Origin of the sequence: Rhodococcus sp. SJ-3, assembly GCF_051918125.1 — a bacterium.
GTDB lineage: Bacteria > Actinomycetota > Actinomycetes > Mycobacteriales > Mycobacteriaceae > Rhodococcus.
Genome location: NZ_CM123306.1, coordinates 3719590 through 3743400, shown reverse-complemented (window position 1 = coordinate 3743400; position 23811 = coordinate 3719590). Strand labels below are relative to the sequence as shown.

19 protein-coding genes are annotated in these 23811 nt (G+C 67.1%); 8 read left to right on the top strand and 11 right to left on the bottom strand.

The features are described 5' to 3' along the window. Positions 1–61 precede the first annotated feature (61 nt). A complete protein-coding gene (locus ACTDXD_RS17460) occupies positions 62–1555 on the top strand; it encodes an acetyl-CoA acetyltransferase (RefSeq protein WP_440123565.1) in 1494 nt (497 codons plus the stop codon). Positions 1556–1669: 114 nt separating this feature from the next. Here ACTDXD_RS17460 and ACTDXD_RS17455 read toward each other — a convergent pair whose 3' ends face one another. The 3 genes from ACTDXD_RS17455 to ACTDXD_RS17445 all read right to left on the bottom strand — a co-directional run bounded on the left by ACTDXD_RS17455 (position 1670) and on the right by ACTDXD_RS17445 (position 5004). Further along, positions 1670–2107 (bottom strand): DUF6069 family protein, encoded by a 438-nt coding sequence (locus ACTDXD_RS17455; protein WP_440123564.1) that lies wholly within the window; start codon positions 2105–2107, stop codon positions 1670–1672. Positions 2108–2239: 132 nt separating this feature from the next. Further along, positions 2240–4027: an ABC-F family ATP-binding cassette domain-containing protein gene (locus ACTDXD_RS17450; RefSeq protein WP_440123563.1), complete on the bottom strand. Its 1788-nt coding sequence runs from the start codon at positions 4025–4027 to the stop codon at positions 2240–2242. 50 nt (positions 4028–4077) lie between these two features. Beyond that, positions 4078–5004: a 4-(cytidine 5'-diphospho)-2-C-methyl-D-erythritol kinase gene (locus ACTDXD_RS17445; protein ID WP_440123562.1), complete on the bottom strand. Its 927-nt coding sequence runs from the start codon at positions 5002–5004 to the stop codon at positions 4078–4080. 86 nt (positions 5005–5090) lie between these two features. Between ACTDXD_RS17445 and ACTDXD_RS17440 the strand changes: the two genes are divergently transcribed. Together ACTDXD_RS17440 and ACTDXD_RS17435 are read left to right on the top strand one after the other, a co-directional pair. Next, complete coding sequence (locus ACTDXD_RS17440) at positions 5091–6059, top strand: helix-turn-helix transcriptional regulator (protein ID WP_440123561.1); 969 nt, start codon at positions 5091–5093, stop codon at positions 6057–6059. A gap of 68 nt (positions 6060–6127) precedes the next feature. After that, positions 6128–6397 carry a hypothetical protein gene (locus ACTDXD_RS17435; protein ID WP_440123560.1) on the top strand — a complete coding sequence of 90 codons (270 nt, stop codon included), beginning with the start codon at positions 6128–6130 and terminating at the stop codon, positions 6395–6397. A gap of 79 nt (positions 6398–6476) precedes the next feature. On the opposite strand, the gene ACTDXD_RS17430 is transcribed toward ACTDXD_RS17435, so the two are convergent. The 6 genes from ACTDXD_RS17430 to ACTDXD_RS17405 form a co-directional block, all read right to left on the bottom strand. Continuing rightward, on the bottom strand, positions 6477–6683 hold the full coding sequence (locus ACTDXD_RS17430; RefSeq protein ID WP_006553820.1) for a cold-shock protein: 207 nt from the start codon (positions 6681–6683) through the stop codon (positions 6477–6479). Positions 6684–6903: 220 nt separating this feature from the next. Next, positions 6904–7809 carry a 16S rRNA (adenine(1518)-N(6)/adenine(1519)-N(6))-dimethyltransferase RsmA gene (gene rsmA / locus ACTDXD_RS17425; RefSeq protein ID WP_440123559.1) on the bottom strand — a complete coding sequence of 302 codons (906 nt, stop codon included), beginning with the start codon at positions 7807–7809 and terminating at the stop codon, positions 6904–6906. Between the two features lie 39 nt (positions 7810–7848). Beyond that, positions 7849–8976 carry a transglycosylase family protein gene (locus ACTDXD_RS17420; RefSeq protein WP_440123558.1) on the bottom strand — a complete coding sequence of 376 codons (1128 nt, stop codon included), beginning with the start codon at positions 8974–8976 and terminating at the stop codon, positions 7849–7851. A gap of 370 nt (positions 8977–9346) precedes the next feature. Continuing rightward, positions 9347–9811 (bottom strand): DoxX family protein, encoded by a 465-nt coding sequence (locus ACTDXD_RS17415; RefSeq protein WP_440123557.1) that lies wholly within the window; start codon positions 9809–9811, stop codon positions 9347–9349. Positions 9812–9920: 109 nt separating this feature from the next. Next, a complete protein-coding gene (locus ACTDXD_RS17410; protein ID WP_440123556.1) occupies positions 9921–10979 on the bottom strand; it encodes a maleylacetate reductase in 1059 nt (352 codons plus the stop codon). 42 nt (positions 10980–11021) lie between these two features. After that, the gene (locus ACTDXD_RS17405) at positions 11022–11852 is read right to left on the bottom strand and encodes a TatD family hydrolase (RefSeq protein ID WP_440123555.1); all 831 of its coding nucleotides are present in this window, start codon (positions 11850–11852) and stop codon (positions 11022–11024) included. Positions 11853–11874: 22 nt separating this feature from the next. Between ACTDXD_RS17405 and metG the strand changes: the two genes are divergently transcribed. The 5 genes from metG (at position 11875) to ACTDXD_RS17380 (ending at position 18181) form a co-directional block, all read left to right on the top strand. Then, positions 11875–13455, top strand: a complete 1581-nt coding sequence (gene metG, locus ACTDXD_RS17400; protein WP_440123554.1) for a methionine--tRNA ligase — start codon at positions 11875–11877, stop codon at positions 13453–13455. Between the two features lie 131 nt (positions 13456–13586). After that, a complete protein-coding gene (locus ACTDXD_RS17395) occupies positions 13587–14732 on the top strand; it encodes a DUF2786 domain-containing protein (RefSeq protein WP_440123553.1) in 1146 nt (381 codons plus the stop codon). Between the two features lie 87 nt (positions 14733–14819). Then, on the top strand, positions 14820–15968 hold the full coding sequence (locus ACTDXD_RS17390; protein WP_440123552.1) for an NAD(P)/FAD-dependent oxidoreductase: 1149 nt from the start codon (positions 14820–14822) through the stop codon (positions 15966–15968). After that, positions 15965–16864 (top strand): RNA polymerase sigma-70 factor, encoded by a 900-nt coding sequence (locus tag ACTDXD_RS17385; protein ID WP_440123551.1) that lies wholly within the window; start codon positions 15965–15967, stop codon positions 16862–16864. The genes ACTDXD_RS17390 and ACTDXD_RS17385 overlap by 4 nt, the downstream gene beginning before the upstream one ends. A gap of 12 nt (positions 16865–16876) precedes the next feature. Beyond that, positions 16877–18181, top strand: a complete 1305-nt coding sequence (locus ACTDXD_RS17380; RefSeq protein ID WP_440123550.1) for an aminodeoxychorismate synthase component I — start codon at positions 16877–16879, stop codon at positions 18179–18181. Here the strand turns inward: ACTDXD_RS17380 and ACTDXD_RS17375 are convergent. Continuing rightward, complete coding sequence (locus ACTDXD_RS17375) at positions 18126–22100, bottom strand: NACHT and WD repeat domain-containing protein (protein WP_440123549.1); 3975 nt, start codon at positions 22098–22100, stop codon at positions 18126–18128. The genes ACTDXD_RS17380 and ACTDXD_RS17375 overlap by 56 nt on opposite strands. 313 nt (positions 22101–22413) lie before the next feature. After that, positions 22414–23811 carry an alanine/glycine:cation symporter family protein gene (locus ACTDXD_RS17370; RefSeq protein WP_440123548.1) on the bottom strand — a complete coding sequence of 466 codons (1398 nt, stop codon included), beginning with the start codon at positions 23809–23811 and terminating at the stop codon, positions 22414–22416.

The following is a 23811-nucleotide window of genomic DNA, read 5'->3' as shown; positions in this document are numbered from 1 at the left end:
GACTCGATCAGTCCGTATTACGCTCCGGGTGCCATTACCCGACCACCAAGAGGCAGCAGCGATGAGAGATCCGGCACACACACCCGTCGTCATCGGTGTCGGCGACCTGCGATCCGGACGCGCCGGGTTGCCCGCCGACCCACGAGAGCCACTCGACCTCATTCTCGAAGCGACGCGCGCCGCGCTGGCCGACACCGGCGCCGCCGACCTCGCCTCCCGCATCGACACCGTCCGCGCCGTGAAGACCGCAAGCTGGTCGTACGACGATCTCCCCGGCCTGCTCGCCGAACGCATCGGCGCCACCCCCGAGCACACGTCGACGAGCCCGATAGGGGGTCACTGGCCCGCAGCGCTGCTCGACCGGATCGCACACGATATTGCGGCAGGCACCAGCTCCGTCGCGCTGCTCGTCGGCGGCGAGGCACAAGCCTCGGTCACCAATGCCCTCAAGGCCGGGACCGACCCGAGCGCACTCGGCTGGGTCACCGCGCCTGGCGGACCACCGGCGTTCGATCCCGACGACCTGGGCAGTGCGGCAATGCAGCGCGCCGGGATGGTGGCCCCCACACGCGTGTATCCGCTCTTCGAGAACCGGTTCAGCAGCCGCCTCGGGCACTCCCGCGAAAAGTCGATCGAATGGTCCGCTGAGCTCTACGGTAAGTTCTCCGCGATCGCCGCGGACAATCCGGCCTCGTGGAATCCGGACGCACGCACCTCCGAGGACATCCGCACGGTCGGACCGAAGAACCGCGCGGTGACCGACCCGTATCCCCTGCTGATGAATGCGATGCCGTTCGTCGACCAGGCCGCAGCCGTCGTCGTCACCTCGCTGGCGACGGCACGTGAACTCGGGGTGGCCGACGAACGCATTCTCTACGTCTGGGGTGGTGCAGGCGCGACCGAACCGGCGGACGTGCTCTCCCGCGCCGATCTCGACCGGTCCGCCGCACTCGCCGACGCCCTCCGTCGCCTCCTCGACCGCGCAGACCTCCGCGCAAGCGACTTCGACATCATCGATGCATACAGTTGTTTTCCGGTGGTCCCCAAATTGCTCGTCGAGCACCTGGGTCTGCCCCGCGACACCGTCCCGACCGTCACCGGAGGCCATTCGTTCTTCGGTGGGCCACTGAACAGCTACACACTGCATTCGATCGTCGCGATCGCGCGTCGGCTGCGTGTCGACGGTGAACTCGCCCTCGTCCACGGCAACGGCGGGTATCTCACCTACCAGCACGTCGTGGCGCTCGGATGCGCACCGCACACCGACGGGTACATCGGCGATCCGGAACCGGTACTGATGCCCGCGTCGGCGACGGAGGTCGCGGTCGACTATTCAGGTGAGGTCGAGATAATCACAGCCACAGCAGAATTCGGCCGTGATGGCGACCCTTCGATCGGCTTCCTCATCGGCGCGACCCCGGATGGGCGTCGCGTCGCAGGTCATACCGACGCGGCGGGGGCCCGAGTACTCGCTGCGGGCGCCGACATCATCGGCACCAGCGTGCACATCGTCGACCGCGGCGGCAGTCTGACTGTCACACCGACGACTTCGTAGACACGCAACCGCGGGCGAATTGGACAGATACACACCGTCGTTTCTGTGTGTACCTGCCCAATTGTGGTGTACCTGCCTCACCCGAGCCAGGCCACGGTCTCTCGGGGTCCGACACTAGACACGGACGCGCATCTTCTCCAGCCCGAGCACGGCCACCACAGCGATGACGACGTGCATCAGCACGAGGGTGACGGTGCTCGCCGCGTCGAAGTCCGCGCTGAGCGTCCCCTGGATCGTTGCGAGCGGCAGCAGCGCCCCGACCACCTGGGCGATCCGCACGATCGGATTCCACCACAGACTCAGCAGAGCGGCGACGGTGAGCCCGACGGTGAGCGGAACGACGGTCATGAGCACCACGCCGCCCGGCGCCGCGCTCGCGACCGTCCCGGCGTCGGTGTGCTCGAACGATCCACCGGCCAGCAGGCCGACCAGCCAGAGCACGAGGTTGGCGATCAACGCAGCGAGGACCGAGGCGACGACGACCGTGGGCCGCCCGTATTCGCGCGACCACACGGATGTCGATGAAACAGACGATGTTCGGGTGACAGACATGTTTCTCTCCTGATGGGCGTGTTCAACTGACTGCGCCCAGCCTGCAACCTCGAGCAGACTCGAGGTCAAGGGGAAAACATGGACCCGGAAGACTTTCCTTGCCCTGTGGGGGGGTGGAAACCGTTCGCCGCGTCAGTCCAGCGTGTCGGCGAGCTCCATCCACTGCTCCTCGGCCGCTTCCTTGTCCGCGACCACCTGACGCAGCTCGGCATCGAGCTTCTGCAAGCGGTCGGGATCGGTTGCCGCGTCGGCCAGTTGCACGTGCAGCTTCGATTCGCGCTCGTCGAGCTTGGCGATCGCCCGCTCGAGTCGTGAGAGTTCCTTACGCGCAGCACGCTCCGCGGCGCCGTCCCGCTTCGGCGCCGACGCTTCTGCCCCCTTCGACACCTGGGACGCCACCGACAGCACCCCACCGTCACCCATCGCCGCGCGTCGACGCAGATACTCCTCGATACCGCCCGGCAAGTTGGTGAGCTTGCCGTCGCCGAACAGCGCCCATGTCGAGTCGCAGATCCGCTCGATCAGGTACCGGTCGTGACTGATGACCACGAGGGTCCCTGCGAAGTTGTCGAGCAGGTCTTCGAGTTGCTGGAGGGTGTCGATGTCGAGATCGTTGGTTGGCTCGTCGAGCAGCAGCACATTGGGCTCTGCCATGAGTACGCGCGTCAGTTGCAGGCGACGTCGTTCACCACCGGAGAGGTCGCCGACGGGAGTGCGCTGGCGGGCAGGGGTGAACCCGAGCCTCTCCGCCAGCTGACCCGCCGATACCTCCTTGTCGCCCAGCATGATTCGTTCGGCCACGTCTTTGACCGCGTCGAGCACCCGCATGTCGGTGGGCAGATCGTCGAGTTCCTGCCGTAGCCAGCCGATCTCGACCGTCTGCCCCTCGATCCGCTTGCCGGATGCGGGCTCGCGCTCGCCGGCGAGTGTGCGCAGCAACGTCGTCTTCCCGGATCCGTTGACGCCGACGAGACCGATCCGCTCCCCCGGGCCGAGCCGCCACGTCAGATCGTGGACGAGTTCACGGCCGTCCGGAGTGGCCAAGGTGGCGTCCTCCAGCTCGATCACGACACGCCCCAGCCTGCGCTTCGCGAACGACGCGAGGGCCACCGAATCACGCGGCGGCGGCACGTTGGCGATGAGCGCTTCTGCAGCCTCGATGCGATATTTGGGCTTGGACGTGCGTGCGGGAGCGCCGCGACGCAGCCACGCCAACTCCTTGCGCGCCAGGTTCTGACGCCGCTCCTCCATGGCGTCGGCCTGACGGGCGCGCTCGGCCCGCGCGAAGATCCAGTCGTTGTAGCCGCCTTCGTATGCCTCGACCTTGCCGCCGACCACTTCCCACGTACGGTTCGCAACGGTGTCGAGGAACCACCGGTCGTGGGTCACGACGACGAGCGCACTGCGTCGCGACAGCAAATGCTCGGCAAGCCACTGCACTCCCTCGACATCGAGGTGGTTGGTGGGCTCGTCGAGCACGAGCAGATCGAGTTCTTGCACGAGCGCGGCAGCGAGCGCGACCCGTCGCCGTTCACCGCCGGACAGTCCGTCGACGACGGCGTCGAGACCGAGCTTGTCGATGCCGATCCCGGCGAGCACCGAGCGGATGCGCGCGTCACCCGCCCACTCGTGTTCGGCTACGTCGAGGGGACCGAGCACGACGTCACCGACGGTCGAGCCTTCGGGAAGCACGCCGCGCTGGGTGACCACCGCCATGCGCAGGCCACCAACCCGGCTGACACGACCGGAGTCCGGCTCCTCGAGGCCGGCGAGCACCTCGAGCATCGTGGTCTTGCCGCCGCCGTTGAGGCCGACCACGCCGATGCGCTCGCCCTCTTCGACCCCGAGCGACACGGAGTCGAGCAACGGCTTGATACCGAAGGATTTCGAGACCTGTTCGAGGTTGATCAGATTCGCCACGTGGTGCAGAGCCTTCCGGAGTTGTGAATCGGTGTATCGGGAATGGGGTGTCAGGACCGATCGTGATCGACGATGCGCGCGCCCGGCACCGGGCCGGACGCGATCCGCACGGTTCGGCACACCCCGGCGCCCGCGAGCTCGGCGCTCACCTCGACCGCGGCGCGTTGATCGTCTACGAGGAATGCGCAGGTGGGCCCGGAGCCGGACACGATGCCGGCGAGAGCTCCCGCTTCGACCCCTGCGCGCAGGGTGCGACGCAGACCGGGGTTCAACGACAACGCGGCCGATTGCAGGTCGTTGCCGAGCAACTGAGCGAGCGCGCGAGCGTCACCGGCGCCGAGCGCATGCAGCAGATCGTCGGTGTCGCCCACGCGCTGCGGGTCACCGCTGGCGCGCAGCCGGTCGAGTTCGCGGAAGACGACGGGCGTGGACAGGCCTTCTTTCGCGATCGCGAGCACCCAGTGGAAGGTGCCGCGCGACAGGACGGGCACGAGTTGTTCACCGCGTCCGGTTCCGAGTGCGGTATTACCGTGCAGGCAGAAGTTCACGTCGCTGCCGAGCAGTGCGGCGATCTCGTCGAGATCGTCGCGGCTTGCTCCGGTCCTCCACAGCGCGTCGAGGGCGACGAGCGTCGCGGCCGCGTCGGCGCTTCCGCCCGCCATGCCTCCGGCAACGGGGATCCCCTTGTCGATGGTGATCTCGACGTCGGGTGTGCGTCCGGCGCGTTCGGCGAGCATCTCCGCGGCACGCCAGACGAGGTTCGACGAATCGGTGGGCACCGAACCCGCGTCGGGTCCACGGACCTCGACGCGGAGAGTTCCTGCGGGGGCGACGGTCACCTCGTCGTGCAGCGACAGCGCTTGGAACACTGTGCGCAGGTCGTGATAGCCGTCGGGGCGGAGGTCCCCGACCGCGAGGTGCAGGTTGACCTTGGACGGAGCCCTCACGCTGACGGAGGCGGGGACGACGGAAAGCACGAATACACAGCTTACCCGCGCTGCGGGACCGGCAACGACCACAATCGAGGACGGAAGTCGTCCGTTATTCGTGACACAGTCTGATCATGCGCGAAACCTCCGCCCGCCTGTTGCGTCTGCTGTCGCTCCTGCAGATGCGACGGGAATGGTCCGGCACCGAACTCGCCGAGCGTCTGCAGATCACCACCCGCACGGTCCGACGCGACGTCGAGAAGCTCCGCTACCTCGGCTACCCCGTCGATGCGAATGTCGGCGTCGGCGGCGGCTACCGGCTCGGCGCGGGCGCCGAGATGCCGCCGCTGCTGCTCGACGACGACGAGGTCGTGGCCGTCGCACTCGCGTTGCGTTCCGGCACCAACGACGCGGTCACCGGCCTCGGGGACGCCGAAGCACGTGCACTCACCAAACTGAGGCAGGTCATGCCGTCACGGTTGCAGCACCGGCTCGAATCCTTGCACATCGACGTCGTCGATCGTGGCCCGGTGGCATCCGCGGTCGACGCCGAGCTGCTCGCGACCGTGACGGCCGTCTGTCACCGCCACGAGCGCTTGCGCTTCGATTACCACTCCCACGACGACACGGCCTCGCGCCGGGAGGTGGAGCCGTACCGGGTGGTGCGTGCGGGACTGCGCTGGTATCTCGTCGCGTGGGACCTCGCACGCGAGGATTGGCGCTCGTTCCGCGTGGACCGCATGGAACCGAAGATCCCCACCGGCCCGCGGTTCGTTCCGCGCGAGCTCCCGCCTGGAGGTGCTGCCGAGTTCGTCTCGCGGGGCATCACGCGTGGCGCAGCACCGGTAACCGCGAGGGTGCTGCTGCACGCACCGTTCGAGACGATCACCCCGATGGTCGACGACAGATGGGGGACCCTCGAGCAGGTCGACGCACGAACATGCGCACTCGTGCTCGGCGGACAGTCCCTGGAGAGAATCGCCGAGTGGCTCGTCGCCTTCGACGTGGACTTCACGGTGCTCGAACCCGCCGGCCTCCGCGATGCGTGCCGGGCGCAGAGCGAGCGGCTCCGGTTTCTCGCGGAGAGGTACACGCGCGCGTGAACATCGGGCGCATCTATGCTCGGGCGATCGCCGTCATCACGTCACGGCGCCGGATCTGGAGGAAATACATGAGACGAGTTCTGCGAAGCACCGTCGCGGTCGGAGCGCTCGCACTGGCAGCTGCTCTGGGCACAGCAGGCCCTGCGTCGGCGGAGCCCGCACCTGCACCTCGCGTGTGCTCCCTGGGCGATCTCGTTCTGCGGTCGTTGAACATGGTCGACTGCGTGAACCCCCCGACGGGATCCGCTGGGATCGCCACCGGTTCGGCCGACGGAGCAGGGTCGTCGACCGGTTCGTCGAACGTCGGCATCGTCGGGCACGGCGCCGTCATCGGCTGACGCACTTCGGTTCTCGGCAACAACACATCAGGGCCGGCACCCGAAACGGGTGCCGGCCCTGATGATGAGAAGCCTGGTATCAGCCGATGACGTTGACGCCGGTGGCCTGCGGGCCCTTCTGGCCCTGGCCGATCTCGAAGCTCACGCGCTGGTTCTCCTCGAGGGTGCGGAAGCCGCGGCCCTGGATCTCGGAGAAGTGCACGAAGACGTCAGCCGAACCGTCGGACGGAGCGATGAAGCCGAAGCCCTTTTCGCCGTTGAACCACTTCACAGTACCTTCAGCCATTGCTGTTCCTTCACTTACAGGCAGGACGCACAGTTGCCGCCCTGTCTCGTCGGAAGCCGGTCTCGGCTTCCGGGTCTGTCACTCGACGGCTGAACCGATTCCGTGGTGGTATCGCATCCGCTCGCAACTAGAAATGTGCGAGGGTTAACCACAAACACACTACCTAACGACCAGGTTCAAGTAGAGCACACATCGGGTCTCGATGCCACCGCAAGGTGACTCAACCCTCAGTTGCGATCGACGCCAGCCGGACGAAGGCGGCTGCATCGAGCCTCTCCCCCCGCGTCGACGGCTCGATACCCGCTGCGACCAGGCGCCGTTCGGCGTCTGCGGGCGAGCCGGCCCAACCACTCAACGCTGCGCGCAACGTCTTTCGCCGCTGAGCGAATGCCGCGTCCACCACCGCGAAGACCGCCTTGCGGTGCGCCGGATCAGTGGGCCACGGCGGGGTTTCGTAACGGTCGATGCGCACGAGGCCCGACTCGACCTGCGGCACAGGCCAGAACACCGAACGCCCGACCGAACCCGCGCGCCGGACATCGCCGAAGTATCGGGCCTTCACGCTCGGCACGCCGTAGACCTTGCTACCCGGTTGCGCCGCAAGACGATCGGCCACTTCGAGCTGCACCATCACCAGGGCAGTGCGCAATGACGGAATTTCGGCGAACAGGTGCAACAGCACCGGCACAGCCACGTTGTAGGGGAGATTCGCGACGAGCGCGGTCGGTTGCGACGGGAGATCGTCCACCGAAACCTTCATCGCATCCATCGGCACGACATCGAGGCGACCGGCGAGTTGCGGGGCACGCGCAGCGACCGTCGCAGGCAGGCGCTCGGCCAGCCTGGGATCGATCTCCACCGCGACCACGCGGTCGACGACGTCCAGCAGGGCCAGGGTCAGTGACCCCAGCCCCGGCCCGACCTCGAGCACCACGTCGTCGGGGCCGACTCCCGCGGCCGACACGATGCGCCGCACCGTGTTGGCATCATGCACGAAGTTCTGGCCCAGCTGCTTGGTCGGACGCACCCCGAACTCCTCCGCGAGAGTCCGGACCTCTGCGGGGCCGAGCAACGCGGCGAGGCCGCGCGGAGAAGCCGGGGTGGCGTCTGAATCGTCTGCTTGCACGAGGCGAACCTAGCGCACCGGAGTCGGCGGCATGTCGCCTCAGCGCAGGCCGAGCTTGCTGGTGCATGACGGCCATGCACCCCAGCCCTGTGCTGCCTGAACCTTCTCGGCGACGGCGATCTGCTGTTCGCGGGTGGCCATATCGGCGCGCGGAGCGTACTCGGTTCCGCCGAACCCGGCCCAGGTCTGCTGCGTGAACTGCAGGCCTCCGTAGAAGCCGTTTCCGGTGTTGATGGCCCAGTTTCCGGTGGCCTCACACTGCGCAAGGGCGTCCCACGTGGATGCCCGGCCGGATGCGGGAACTGCAGGCTTGGGCATGGTGCCGACCCGAAGGATCGCGGGCTGAGGTTCGGAGAGAACCGTCGACGCGGTCTCGGTACGGCCGACCTCGACACCGTTGACGGTGTGGACGTCGAAGGTGACGGAACGCTCACCCGGAACACCCGGGTTGTCGAGTGCGGTCTCGCCCTCGGTCATGTTCGGATCGTCGACCCGGTTCTGCGGGGCCTCGATCGGCAGGGTCTCGATGCGGCTCTCGACACGGTCGCGGGTCACGACGATCTCCATGCCCTCTTCGAGCGCGGCATCGGCCGGGACGTTCACGCTGTCGGCCTGCTCGAGGGCAACATTGTGCGCGGTCAAGAACTCACCCACGGTGGGTGCCGCGAGGCGCACGGGCGCGGCGGGCGCGCCGTTGTCGGCGAACTGCACGGTCTTGGGATTGACGACCTCGAGTTCGGTGCCGTCGAGCGGCAGACGGTGCGAACGGGAAGCCGACACGTACACGTCGTCGTTCAGCTCGAACTGCGCGAGAGCTTCGTCGACGGTGAGCGCAGTGGTCCACACGGTGCGCTCCGCACCGTCGACGGTGAGCGTGACCTCGCGGGCCTGGCGCAACACGATGGTGTCCCCGTCGGACACGGCGGAATCGACGGCCGGGGCGACGACGTCGTGCTCCTCCACCTGGTATCCGGCAGCGGCAAGGATGTCGCCGACGTTCGAGCTCATCGTGCCGAAGGCTCGTTGCTCTCCGTCGATGTCGAGCGTGACGTCCTTGTGCTTGACGAGCGCGGTGATCCCGCCGGCCGCAATGGTTACGAACAATGCCGCAACGAGCGCGAAGAACACCGGCGATTTGATTCGGTTGATCTTGGTGAAGGGTGACACAACAATTCCAGACAGACGACGACTGTGATCACGGCACGGTAACGAACGTGAATTGATATGGCAACTACACCCAGTTCACCAGGGATTATGTGCGTAACCATTCGGTGATAAACCGATATTTTCAATCACAACTCGTGCTGATACAAAGCTCATCGGCCAACGGGATTCGCAGGTATTGTGGCCGGAGTTACATTGTTCTCGATTTCGATGAATTTCCTACGGCCGGCCAGGAATGCCGTTGATCTTCCTGCCTCGGGCGACACCGCGGATGTCGGGTGGAAACGAGAGAAGGGCGCATCGCGGGTGAAGAATCACCCACAATGCGCCCTCCGGCTGCGATCGACAGTCGCCGCCCGATCGACGGGATCGACTACACGGCGCTGCGAGCCGGCGCCCGCTGCGCCTGCGCCGACTGCGCGAGGAACGGAAGCTTGGGCCCGAGAATGTGGTCGATGCTGAAACGACCCGCACCCACGACAGCAAGGAGCAGCGCCCCGAGGCCGAGCGCAGCGACGAGCTCGAAGCCGCCGTCGGCGACATAGACGCCGTTTCCGACGTGAACGATGACGAACGCACCCGCCATGACGAGGAACAGCAGCGCGCCGAAGACAGGCACCAGCAGACCGAGAATCAGTGCGATGCCGCCGAGGATCTCGACCCACGTCGCAACGAACGCACTCACCGAGGCCGCGGGCACACCCATACCCTCGAACGCGGCGGAAGTACCGGACTGGCCCCACACCGTTTGCTTCTGCAGGCCGTGGGTCAACAGGATGATTCCGAGGCCCAGCCGCGCGATGAGAATGCCGATGTCTCGAACGAGGGGATTGTTCACGAAATGACCTTTCGGTTGCGAGGCCGAAGGCCCCTTCTAGTTGACAACGCAACCAAAAGTAGCAGCGCGAGGTTGTAGGTTCAACCTAGCGCGACGGGTGTAATCGACGTCACGCCGGACGTCTCCCTGTAAACGCCTCGCCGAGCAACCGCCGCACACCCACGTTGGTGACCTCTCTCGGGTTCGGATACGTCTTCTCGGTCGCTCGTCGTGCGGCCTCGTCGAGATCGCCCTCCCGTAGGCCGAGCTCCGCCAGACTCGTCGGCCCGCCTGCAGAAACGATGAGGTCGTACACGCCCGCGGGAGCCGAATCCACCTCGAGCGCCTCGGCGATCCGGGCCATCACGTCCGGAACCGACGGCGCGTTGTACGCCATGACGTGCGGCAGCATCACGGTGTGCGTCGCAGCATGCGGCAGATCGAACGAACCACCGAGAACGTGACACAACTTGTGGTGCAGAGCCATCCCCACCGATCCGAGACACACCCCCGACAACCACGCGGCAAGCAGCAGATCGGAGCGGCCTTCCAGGTCGGCACCGTCGACACCGAGCGCAGGCAGACCGCGCCCGATCGACACGATCGCCTGCAACCCGAGAGCATCGACAATCGGATTGGCGTGCTGTGCATACAACGCCTCGACCGCGTGCGCCAGCGCATTGACGGCGCTGGTCACGGCCATCGGCACCGGCAACCCGGCGCTGAACTCCACGTCGTAGATCACCGTCTCCGGCAGGATGTCCGGCGACGACCTCGTCGTCTTCACCCCGTGGGCCGTCTCCCCGAGGGTGGGCGTGACCTCCGAACCCGCGTAGGTGGTCGGCAGGATCACCTGATCGATCCCGGTTCGCACCGCCAACGCCTTCGCCAGGCCCGTGGTCGATCCACCACCGACGGCGACGACCGCATCCGCCCGATGGTCGGTCACGTACTTCAGAACACGCTCGGTCACGGCGACCGGAGTGTGCATCACCGCACCGTCGAACCGCGCCACCTGTAACGATCCGAGTGCGCGCTCCACGAGATCCGCCTGCGGACGCACATGCTCGCCGCCGAGCAGCAACACACGCGATCTACCGAGCCGGCGCACCTCGTCGCCGACCTTCGACGCGGTGCCCGTACCGAAGATCACCCGGGCCGGTTGTGCCGTATAGACGAAGTTGTGCATGCGCCCACGGTCTCACGTCCGGGGCGCCGATGCGGGCGTCACTCACGAAAGTCCGTACACCCGCTCGGCATTCGCGGTGGTTGCTGCGGCCAGCTCAGGCGCGCTCTCGCCGCGCACGTCGGCGAGAGCGCGCACCGTGTAGGGCAGGCAGTAGGGCTCGTTGGGTGCGCCCCGGAACGGATGCGGTGTGAGAAACGGCGCGTCGGTCTCGACGAGGACCTGAGTGCGCGGCACGAGAGGCGCCGCCTCGCGCAACGCCTTGGCGTTTCTGAAACTGACGGTGCCCGAGAAGCTCAGGTGGTAGCCGGCGTCGACGCAGGCCCGCGCCATCTCGGGGCCGGAGGAGAAACAGTGGAAGATGACGGTCTCGGGTGCGCCCTCGCTGTGCAGCACCCGCAGCAGATCGTCGTCGGCCTCGCGGTTGTGGATCATCAGCGGCTTGCCGAGCCTCTTCGCGAGATCGATGTGCCAGCGGAAGCCCTCTTCCTGTTCGGCCGGCTCGGCGCAGCCGTCGAGCTTCCCCGGCCAGTAGAGGTCGAGGCCGGTCTCCCCCACTGCGACGCACCGCGGGTCGGCTGCGAGCCGCTCGATCTCGGTGCGTGTCGTGTCGTCGAGGCTGTTCGCGCGCGTCGGATGGATCGCCACGGCCGCGAACACCCGCGGATCCCAGTGCGCGGCCCGCACCGCGAACTGCGCGGCATCGAGGTCGTCGGCCACCGTGACCACCCGGCCGACGCCCACCGCGGCGGCCCGGTCCACGATCGTGGCGGTCGTCGCAGCATCGGTCGCTCCGCACGCATCGAGATGGGTATGGGCGTCGACGAGCGGCGCCAGCGGTTCCGGAGCTTCGGGGGCAGGACGGCTTTTGCTCACGCCCTATAAAGTAGTTGCCACCATGACTGCCGCCGCTCCCACCCGCCCGCCGTTCGCCGAGTCCGCTCGCCCGCCGTTCTACGTGACCACCGCGATCGCGTACCCGAACGGCGTCCCGCACATCGGGCACGCGTACGAGTACATCTCCACCGACGCCCTCGCACGGTTCAAGCGCCTCGACGGCTTCGACGTCCGGTTCCTCACCGGCACCGACGAACACGGCTTGAAGATGCAGCAGACAGCCGCCAAGGAGGGCATCTCCGTCACCGAGCTGGCGCGACGCAACTCCGACGTGTTCGAGGCCCTGGACAAGTCCCTCAACGTCTCGTACGACCGGTTCATCCGCACCACCGACGACGATCACCTCGAGGCCAGCAAGGAGATCTGGCAGCGCATGGTCGACAACGGCGACATCTACCTCGACACCTATGCGGGTTGGTACTCGGTGCGCGACGAAGCGTTCTACACCGAGGCCGAGACGACCCTGCAGGACGACGGGTCGCGCCTGTCCACCGACACGGGCACGCCCGTGGAGTGGACCGAGGAGTCGACGTATTTCTTCCGCCTGTCGGCGTACCAGGACAAGCTCCTGAAGCTCTACGACGAACACCCCGAGTTCATCGCTCCCGCGACGCGGCGCAACGAGATCGTCAGCTTCGTCTCGGGCGGGCTCAAGGACCTGTCGATCTCACGCACCACCTTCGACTGGGGCGTGCCCGTCCCGGGCCACCCCGATCACGTCATGTACGTGTGGGTCGACGCCCTGACGAACTACCTCACCGGCGCGGGGTTCCCCGACACCGAGTCGGAGTCGTACAAGCGGTACTGGCCGGCCGATCTGCACATCATCGGCAAGGACATCACCCGCTTCCACACCGTGTACTGGCCTGCGTTCCTCATCTCGGCCGGTCTCGAACTGCCCAAGCGGGTGTTCGTGCACGGCTTCCTGTTCAACAAGGGCGAGAAGATGTCGAAGTCGGTCGGCAACGTCGTCGACCCGATCGAGATGGTCGAGAAGTACGGCCTCGATCCGCTGCGTTTCTTCCTGCTCCGCGAGATCTCGTACGGACAGGACGGCAGCTACAGTCACGAGGCGATCGTCACCCGGATCAATGCCGATCTCGCCAACGACCTGGGCAACCTTGCGCAACGGTCGCTGACGATGATCGCGAAGAACCTCGACGGGCAGGTTCCGACCCCGGGCGAGTTCACCGCCGAGGACGACGCGATGCTCGCGCAGGCACACGCGTTGCTCGAGCAGGTTCGCGCCGAGTTCGACGCACAGCAGATCCATCTCGGGCTGGAAGCGATCTGGCATGTGCTCGGGGAGACCAACCGGTACTTCTCGGCGCAGGAGCCGTGGGTGCTCCGCAAGACGGATCCGGCGCGGATGGCCACGGTGCTGTACGTGACTCTCGAAGTCGTACGTGTCGTGGGCATCCTGGTTCAGCCGGTGATGCCGGACGCGGGTTCGAAGATCCTCGATCTGCTCGGCCAGGGTCCTCAGGCTCGGCAGTTCTCCGACATCGCGACGCGTCTCGTGCCGGGCACCGCGCTGCCTGCGCCATCACCGGTATTCCCGCGTTTCGTCGACGAGGAGTAGTCGAACGTCGCCGAGCGAGGATCGCATCGCCGGAGTCCGGGCCGCAGCGTGACGCGGCCCGGACTCCGGCGTTTCGGGGAGCAGCCACACCGAACCGGAACTTGTCGGTGGCTTCCGCCACACTCTCCCCCATGCCCAGCAATGGAACATACATTCGAACCGACGAGGTGCGCGCCGAGGTCCTGCTCGTCGAGCTGAACGGCGCCTACGAGCGCGGCTGGCAGCCCGCCGACGTACTCCACATGGCCGCACACTCTGGAGATCCCACCGATACGCCGCTCGCTGCCGCGTCCGTGCTGTTCGACGCCCATCGCACCCGCGCGTCCCACCGCGCGCCCACCGAATGGCTGCACCAGGTCCGCACGATCGGCGATCGCCACCCCGCGATCGCCCGCATCGCCGAAGCCGGCCACCCGTTCGAGACGAGCCTGTTGCGCGTACTGCCGCACGTGTCGCGGTTCCAGGTCGACGGACTCGCCTACACGTGGAAATACCTTCCGCGGTTCACCCAGCTGACCACCCCGCCGTCCCAATGGCCTCAGACGCGCACCACACCGGACGGCACCGCTCCCTCTGCCCCGGATCCACGGGTGCTCGAACGCATCCGCGGATTGCTCTCGAAAGCCGAGTCCACCGAATTCCCTGACGAGGCAGAGGCATTCACTGCAAAGGCGCAGGAGTTGATGACCCGGTACGCGGTAGGAGCGGCTGTACTCGGTGGTGCCCGCCCCTCCTCCGATCCGGTCAGGGGCCGGCGCCTCCACCTCGAGCGTCCTTACGCGAAGGAGAAAGTACTGCTGCTCACCGCGATCGGCGATGCGAACCGGGTCCGCACGGTGTGGTTCACCCGGGTGCAGATCGCGACCATCGTCGGCACCGTGGTCGATCTCGAGCAGGTCGAGATGCTCTTCACATCTCTGCTCGTCCAGAGCACGCGCGCCATGAACACGGCCGGGACTGCAGGCAGGCGGGGTGGCGGGGCCACGTCGTTCCGACGCGCCTTCCTCACCGGTTTCGCGAACCGCATCGGCGAGCGACTCCGCGAGGCCCAAGCTCACGCCACTGCGGAAGCCGCCGCCGATGCGCGCGTACCGATGACCGATCTCGCCCCCATCCTCGCGCGCCGCTCCGAAGCGGTGGATGCGGAGTTCCGGCGTCTGTTCCCCACCACCCGCTCCTCCGGTGGTCGCGGTGTCGACGCCGACGGTTTCCATGCCGGACGCGATGCCGCCGAGAACGCATCCCTGGCACCGGGGCAGTCTCCGCTGCGACGCTGACCACATTTCCCACCGAGATGTCACGTTCCCGGCCCGCGCGGTGTCCAATGACCGACACATCCGAACGAATGGATCGAGGCGAGAACCATGAGCAACACACACATTCATGTGGTGGTCGTCGGCGCCGGATATGCGGGCGTGATGGCCACGAACCGGCTCCTCTCCGAACACCCCGACGTCGCAGTGACCGTGGTGAATCCTCGATCGGTGTTCGTCGAACGGACCCGGCTGCACCAGCATGCGGCCGCGACCGGCTCCGCGACACACGAACTCACCGACCTGCTTCATCCCCGTGCCGAACTGCGAGTGGGCACCGCCGAACGGATCGACGACGGTGCAGTACTCCTCACCGACGGCTCGGTACTGACCTGCGACGCCGTGGTGTACGCGGTCGGTAGCGGACCGGCCCGGATCGACGTCCCGGGCGGCGAGCGGGCGCATTCGGTATCCGACCTCGAATCCGCGTCGGCGTTGCACACCGCGATCGAAGCATTGCCCGCCGGTGCTGCGGTCACGGTCGTCGGCGGCGGATTCACCGGCATCGAGACCGTGACCGAACTCGCCACGGCGCACCCCGGCAATCGCTACACACTCGTCGGTGATCCCGGCCCGGGCCTGCCCGACCGCACCCGCCGGTACCTGCGACGCACCCTGACCGGATTCGGCATCGACATTCTCACCGGCGTCACCGTCACCGAGATCGACGATGCCGGTGTGCGATTCGACGACGGCACCGAGGTGCCCTCCCACCTGACGGTGTGGGCGGGAGGATTCTCGGTACCCGATCTCGCTCGCCGCAGCGGACTCGACGTCGACGATTTCGGTCGCCTGCGCGTCGATGCTGCTCTGCGGTCGACGAACCGTGCCGACGTGATCGGCGTGGGCGACGCCATCACGATCGCGCAGCGGCCCTACGTCCGGATGAGCTGCCAGGCCGCGATTCCGCTCGGTGTACACGGTGCGGGAACGGTGTGGGACGTGTTACAGGGTCGCGAACCCGAACCGTTGTCGCTCGGGTTCGTCGCGCAGTGCATCTCGCTGGGTCGTGGCCGGGCCGCGTTGCAGTTCACCACATCCGCCGACACACCTCGCGCGACGGCGGTACGGGGGAGGCCGGCGACAGTCGCCAAGGAGGGCATCCTGCGTGGCACCATCTGGTTCATGCGACGCCAAGCCCGCGGCCACGCACCGTTCGTCCCGGCAGGCCCCGCCCTCGACACGGCCGGCGTACGGTGACCTCCGGCGACACCTCGCCGTCGCGGGTCTTCACCGAACACCGCGGCCTGTTGTTCTCGATCGCCTACGAGATCACCGGTAGCGTCGCGGACAGCGAAGATGTCCTCCAGGACAGCTACCTGCGGTTCGCGAAGGTCGACCCAAGCACGATCGCGGAACCACGCGCCTACGCAGCGCAGGTCGTCACGCGGCAGGCACTCAATTCGTTGCGAGCTGCGCAACGGCGGCGTGAGGAGTACGTCGGGCCGTGGCTGCCCGAACCGCTCCTCACCGCGACGGACGAGCGCCATACCGATCCGTCGGCGGAGGTCGAACTCGCCGAATCGGTGTCGATGGCGATGCTCCTGGTTCTCGAGACGTTGAGCCCCCTCGAACGAGCGGTGTTCGTGATGCGCGAGGTCTTCGGATTCGACTACACGCACATCGCCGACGCCGTCGACCGCACCCCGGCTTCCGTCCGGCAGATCGCTCACCGGGCCCGCGACCACGTGCAGGAGCGGCGACGGCGGTTCACACCCGCGAGCGACGAGACCGACCGCGTGGTCGGTGAGTTCTTCACGGCCGCAATGACCGGCGATCTCGACGGCCTGCTCCGGCTGCTCGCGCCCGATGCCATGTACATCGCGGATGGCGGAGGCAAGGTCACCGCGGCCAAGGTGCCGGTCCACGGTGCGCAGAAGGTGGCGCGCCTGTTCTCCGGACTCGCACGTGTGGGACTACCGGACATGACCGTCTCCGCCGCGACGGTCAACACGGCACCGGGTGTGCTCGTGTACTCGCGCGGCGTGATCGACCTCGTCTTCCTCTTCGAGATCGCAGAGGGCCTGATCACCGGCGTGTACGCGGTGCGCAATCCCGACAAACTGACCCGCTTCGGGGCCTCGCCCGCGTCGTGACAGGCTGGTCCGATGCGGATGGAACGACTCGGACACGGAGGTACACCTGCTCAGGTGCTCGCCACTTTCGGTGAGCACGCCCGGCGTCTCGGTACACCCGCGCCCGCGGCGCTCACCGGATCGTGGTTCGGTGCCGCAGCGGTGATCGCACCGTCGCTCGATGTGCAGCCGGTCTCGGCCACCGACGCATTCACCTGCCCGGACACACAGCTCCGGGCAGGCGGCCCACACATCGGCGGCGGATGGATGGGGTACCTCTCCTACCCGGACCCGGCCACCTCCGGGCCCCCGGCACTACCCGTCGCGGCAGGTGGCTGGACCGACACCGTCCTGCGTCTCGACCACGACGGATGCTGGTGGTACGAAACACTCACCGACAGAAAATGTCCCGATGCACTGGCCCGCGCGGCCCTCGCAGTTCCTGCAGACAGGACGGACGCCGTCGACACTGCAGCGGTGCTCGAAGCACAGTGGAACATCGACTGGTCGCTGCCCGAGCGTGACACCCACCGGCACGGTGTCGAGCAGTGCCTCGACGCCATCCGGGCCGGCGAGGTGTACCAGGCATGCGTGTGCACCCGGTTCACCGGCGACTACACCGGCGACCCCCTCACCTTCTTCGTCGACGCGATCACCCGCACGAACCCGGCCCGCGCCGCCTACCTCGAAGGATCGTGGGGTGCGGTGGCGTCACTGTCACCGGAACTGTTCGTCGCCCGCCACGGCCGGCGGATTGTCTCCAGCCCGATCAAAGGCACACTCCCGCTGGACCGGGACCCCGACGACCTGCGGGCCTCCGTCAAGGATGTCGCCGAGAACATCATGATCGTCGATCTGGTTCGCAACGACCTCGGCCGTGTGGCCGAACCAGGCAGCGTCGTCGTGCCCGAACTCCTCGCAGTCCGGCCCGCGCCCGGCGTGTGGCACCTGGTCTCGACCGTCACTGCGACAGCCCGCCCCGGCGTATCCGCCCGTGATCTGCTCGAGGCCACCTTCCCGCCCGCCTCGGTCACAGGGTGCCCGAAGAGCCGCGCCCGTGAACTGCTGCAGCAGTGGGAACCATCCTCGCGCGGTGTCTATTGCGGCACAGTGGGAATGGCGAGTCCGCTGGCGGGCACCGAATCGAACGTCGCAATACGGACCGTCGAGTTCGACGCCGACGGGACCTGCGCCCTCGGGGTCGGTGGAGGCATCACCATCGACTCCGACCCCGACGCCGAATGGCAGGAATGTCTCGACAAGGCAGCGAGCATCCTGGCTCTCAGCACACCTCGTCACGCAGAAACGGCAGTCCGAACTGCGGTAGGAGTTCCCTGAACTGCCCCGACGTCGCGGAGCAGATCCTCTCGACGACCACGTCGGGGTCCAGACTCCAGGTGCGCAGCACACCGTCGCCGCCCGCAGCGATCACCGTGCCGTTCGGATGGAACATCACCTGCCAGCGCCCCGAACCGGTATCGGTGATCGGTCCCCCCACCGCGCGCATGCCCTCGGGATCCGACACGTCCCACAACCGGACCGTGCCATCGTCGCTGCCACTGACGACGTGCTTGCCGTCGGGCGACACCGACACCGAGTACACCGTGCCGGTGTGACCGCGGAGCGGCGTGTCGCGTGCGACGAAACCTCCTGCGGGGCCGCGGTCCCACACCACGACCTGATGATCGTCACCACCGGTGACGAGAACCGAACTGTCGGGAGCGAACGCCAGTCCGTTCGCTCCGGCGGTATGCCCCTCGGTGACGGCCACGGAGCGGGGGGCAGACCGGTCGGTGATGTCCCAGGCGTAGATCCGGCCGTCGGCGCTGGTTACCACGAGACTGCGTCCATCGGGGCTGATCGCCGTGTGTCGCACCAGGTTGGTCGGCCCGCCGAGCGGTTCACCCCACGGCTTCGGCGCTGCCGGATCGGACAGATCCCACAACTGCACCGAAAAGTCGTCGTTGCCCGTGACCAGGGTGGTGCCCTCGGGCCCGAATGCAAGGGCCGAGGTGAATCGGGTTGCGAGCGCGAGCGGCTCACCCAGCTGCCGTGGCGCCGCAGGTTCGGCGACATTCCACAGTTCGATGCTTCCCCCGGAGGTTGCCGCCGCCGCCAGCACCTCACCCGACGGAGACAGTGCGCTCACGTAGCCGCCGCCGAGTGGACGCGTGAGCTCCACCTGGCCGACGCGGGACCATCCACCGTCGTCGACGTGCCACAGCCGGACGACCGAGTCGTAGCTTCCGGTGGCGACGAGATCGCCCGAGCGGTCGGCGACAGGCAATGTCAAAGGCGCCTGCGAGACGAACACGCGGCGATGCGGCATGGTCCAGATTCGCAGATTCGCGTCCTGGCCTCCGGTGATGATCGTGTCTCCGGTGGGGGTGACCGTCAGCGCGGGTACACCACCGCCGTGCCCTGTGAGCGCGGGCGTGAGCTCATCGATCCGCCGAGCGTCCTGATCCACCGACCACAACTTCGCGGTGCCGTCCCACGACGCACTGGCGAGGGTGAGCCCGTCCGGAAGAAAGGACACGCTCCACACCCCTCCGGTATGGGCCTGCACCGGAGTGCCGATCTGCCGGGGGTTCCGAGGGTCGGTGGTGTCGAACAACCACAGCACACCGTCGTCGCTACTCGCAGCCAAGAGGGTGCCGTCCGCATTGAAGCTGACCGAATGGGCGACGTCACCGAACCCGGTCAATGGGTCGCCGAGCGGAATCGGCGCCGAACGATCGGACAGATCCCACAGTCGCACCGTGCGGTCGTCGCTCGCGGTGGCCAGAACCGAACCATCGGTACGGAACGAGACCGTCCGCACACCGCCCTCGTGTCCGCGTATCTCCGTCACAGGGAACCGGCCGGCTGCAGGCGCCGAGGTGTCGAGCAGGACGACGGAACCGTCGTCGTAGGGCACCGCCAGCGTCCGCCCGTCCGGGCTGTACCGAACGTTGTGCACAGCACCCGATCCGAGAACGCGATGGTCCAGCACAGATCGGGGTGCGCCGCGGTCCGAGATGTCCCAGAGCCACACACCCCCGTCGCCGCCGCCTGCGGCGAGATAACGGCCGTCCGGACTGAACGACACCGACGCCATGTAGTTCGACGACGACACCAGCGGGGGGCCGATCGACGAGATGTCACCCGTCAACGACCACAAGCGCACGGTGCCGTCGTCACTGGCCGAGGCCAGCGTCGCGCCGTCGGGCGAGACCGCGGTTCCGTAGATCGGCCCGGTATGCCCCACCAGGACGCGTGCGAGCGGCACACCCTGCGTGGCGAGGAGCCGCGAGTAGGCCACCTCACTGTCGCCTTCGAGTGAGCTCGCGGCGAGCGCGAGATGCGCCGACATCGTCGGATCGTCCGATCGGCTCGAATCCGACAGCGCCACGACCTGCTGGAATTGCGCGGCCTCTCGTTCCTCGTCTGCTTTGTTCTTGCCGACCCACGCCAGGCCACCCATCACGAGCGCGACTATCGTCAGCAGGACCAGTCCTGCCAGTGCTCCCCCGCGGCGGCGGCGCTGCCAATCGATCTGTCGTCGGGACGCTCGGAGAAATTCACGGGCGGCCGGACTGACCGCGGCAACGGACCGTTCCTCTGCCGCACTGCCGCCGAATCGCGCGCCCTGTTCCGAGAGCAGATCCATCCGCCCGCGCTGATAGAGCATGCCTTTGTTGCGGTCGCTCTCGATCCAGTTCGCAGCGTCGGCCTCGATCTGCTGGCGAGACGCAGCGAACTGCCTGTCCTCGTGGACCCACGCCTTCAGGCGCGGCCATGCCACGATCACCGCGTCGTGGATGAGTTCGACGTGCCCCTCGTGGACGACGAGCACGCGCGCCGACACAAAATGGTCCACGACTCTCGCGGTGGCCGCGCGGTCGTCGCTTCCCACCGCGAGAAGCACGGAGAGCGGGCGGGCCATCTTCACGTCCGTGCCGGTGTTCGTCACGTAGACGAGGTGGACCATCACCGTCCGCACGATCTCGCGGTCGCGTTCGTCGAGGCTTTCCCAGGCCCGCTCGGCTCCTGCCGCGATCGAACCACGCACACCACCGGTCGCGCGATAGCCTGCCACGGTGAGCGCGCCACCGGTGCGTTTGTCCCACATGGTGTCGAGAAGATGGGACAGGAGCGGCAGCTCGGTGCCACTGATGTCCCCCGGTGCCAGCACACCCAGGTCGTGCAGGATCAGGTCGACCAGTCCCGGTTCGAGTCGTACACCGAGGAGCTTGGCCGGCGCTGAGATGACCTCGACGAGATCTTCCCGGTCCAACGGCTGCACGGCCTTGCTTCGGCGTTCGAGCGCACGAGCGAGCGCCGGATACGTCACGGCCTGCTCGTAGAAGTCCGAACGCATCGTCGCAACGACATGCGCGGGCGCATCGGAGTCGCCGGCCGTCGACATGTGTTCGAGCAGCGTCAAGAAGTGCGCGCGGCTGTCGGGATCGTCGCATTGGGTGAACAGATCCTCGAGTTGGTCGACCACGACCAGCAGCGTCGACACCGATGCCTTCTCCGCTTCGGCGGCCATGGCCTCGTGCACCGCTGCCCGATCGGCCACAGGTTTGCCGGAGGGGCCATCGAGTCCGGCGAAGGCAGGCAGTACCTCCACGAGGCGGCCGACCGGGTCGGAGCCGGGGGTGAAGACCACCGGGGCGCACTCGCCACCACCACACATCAGCGGGATGAGACCGGCCTGGACAAGTGAGGACTTCCCGACACCGGACGCACCGGTCACGATGACCAGCCCCTGACCGTGCGCCGCGACGACCGTATCGGCCAGCATGCGCATACTCGTGGTCCGGCCGAAGAACATCCGCGCGTCGTCCGCTCGATAGGCGGACAGCCCCTTGTAGGGGCGCGTGTCCACGATCACCACGGGTGGTCTGTCGGCCGACCGGGCTCCACCACTCTCGCCGCGCGCGGCTTTCCACCATCGCTCCCACTGCTTGAGCGAGTAGAGGCCCGGGGCCGGAGGTTCGGCGGTGAGCTCGCGAGCGGAGCGGATCAACACGACGAGCACCGGGTGGACGGATTCGAAGCTCGCAGGCACGCGCTTGCCGCTACGCCAATCGCTGACCCGCTGCACCGATACCGTGCGGTCGTTTCCGACCGCGCGAGAGATCGTCGACGCGCCCGACACCACCTTCTTCAACGCCGGACGGCCTGCAGCGGCGAACAGGATGCGGAGCTGGTCGGCGAAGAAGCGCCGGTGATCTGCGTCCTGCGTCGTGCCGTCGTCCGCACTCACCTTCCGCGCCCTTCCGATCCGTTTCCGCGAGGGGAATCCGCCGAGGAAAGTCCGCTGCGGAAAAGTTCCTCACCATGCCCGACCTGGGATGATACCCGTTCCGCGACGGTCCGCGATTGGAGAGCTTTGCCATCGGGTACGAAACTGGTCACCACGCAAGGTCACCTTGCACCAGGGCGAGTGCTCTGCATCGAGTGGAACTGATCGAGGGGTAGTTCCATTCGGTACAGCGAGCGCCCTGAATCGGGAGAGCAACGGCCGGACGATCGATGATCGTCCGGCCGTTGCGTATCTCCGCCACCTTCCGTTCCGGTCAGGCCTTGTCCGGTTCCCGGGCAGGTGGCTCCCCCAGCAGATAAGGATCGCGGTCGAGATACGCCTTCGTCTCCCGCGCGATCATCCCGGACAGCAGGATCAGGCCGATAAGGTTCGGCAGCGCCATCAGACCGTTCATCACGTCGGAGAAGTTCCACACCACCTGGAGTTCGGTGGTCGCGCCGATGAACACGACGACCACGAAGATCGCGCGGTACGGCACCACACCACCGCGGCCGACGAGACGTTCGACGCACCGCTCGCCGTAGTACGACCATCCGAGGATCGTCGAGAAGGCGAAGAACACGACGGAGATCGCCACGATCCAGTGGCCCCAGTCGCCGCCGAGGCCGTCTGCGAACGCCGTGGACGTCATCGCGGCGCCCTCCTCGCCCGACTGCCAGGCGCCGGTGGTGATGATGACCATGCCGGTGAAGGTCACCACGATGATGGTGTCGATGAATGTCTGCGTCATCGACACCAGGCCCTGCCGGACGGGGTGCGTCGTCCGGGCCGCGGCGGCCGCGATCGCGGCACTACCCATGCCCGACTCGTTGGAGAAGATGCCGCGTGCGACGCCGTAGCGCATCGCGGCCATGAACACCGAGCCGATGAAGCCGCCGGTCGCCGCCGTTCCGGTGAAGGCGTCGGAGAACACGAGGCCGAGGGCTGCGGGAATATCGCCGAAATTCACCGCGAGCACGAGAATGCCCGCACCGACATACAGGACGATCATGGCGGGCACGAACCCGGCGGTGACCCGCCCGATCGACTTGATTCCGCCCAGGAGCACAGCGGCGGCGAGCACCGTCATGACGGCCCCACTCACCCACGTCGGCACCCCGAACGTGCCGTCCATCTGCGTCGCGACGGTATTGGCCTGCGTCATGTTGCCGATACCGAAGCTCGCAAGCACCGCAAACACGGCGAAGACGAGACTGAGGACGAGCCCGAACTTGTTCGGGATCGCGCGTGCCAGGTAGTACTGCGGGCCACCGCTCTGCTCACCCTTGGCATCTCGGGTGCGGTACTTGACCCCGAGGAAAGCCTCCGAATACTTGCTCGCCATGCCGAGCAGGCCGGTCACCCACATCCAGAAGAGCGCTCCGGGACCGCCGAGATAGATGGCCGTCGCGACACCGGCGATGTTGCCGACGCCGACCGTGGCCGCCAGAGCGGTCGTCAACGCCTGGTACTGAGAGATGTCGCCTTCGGCGGCACCGGGATCGTTACGGGTGATCAGCCCCAATTTGAGGGCGGGGCCCAACTTGCGGAACTGCACACCACGAAGCCGGATGGTCAGGAGCAGACCCGTCCCGAGCAGCAGAGGAATCAGCAGATACGGACCCCACACCACCCCCGCCACCTCGACGAGGAAATCGTTGACAGCGTCCAT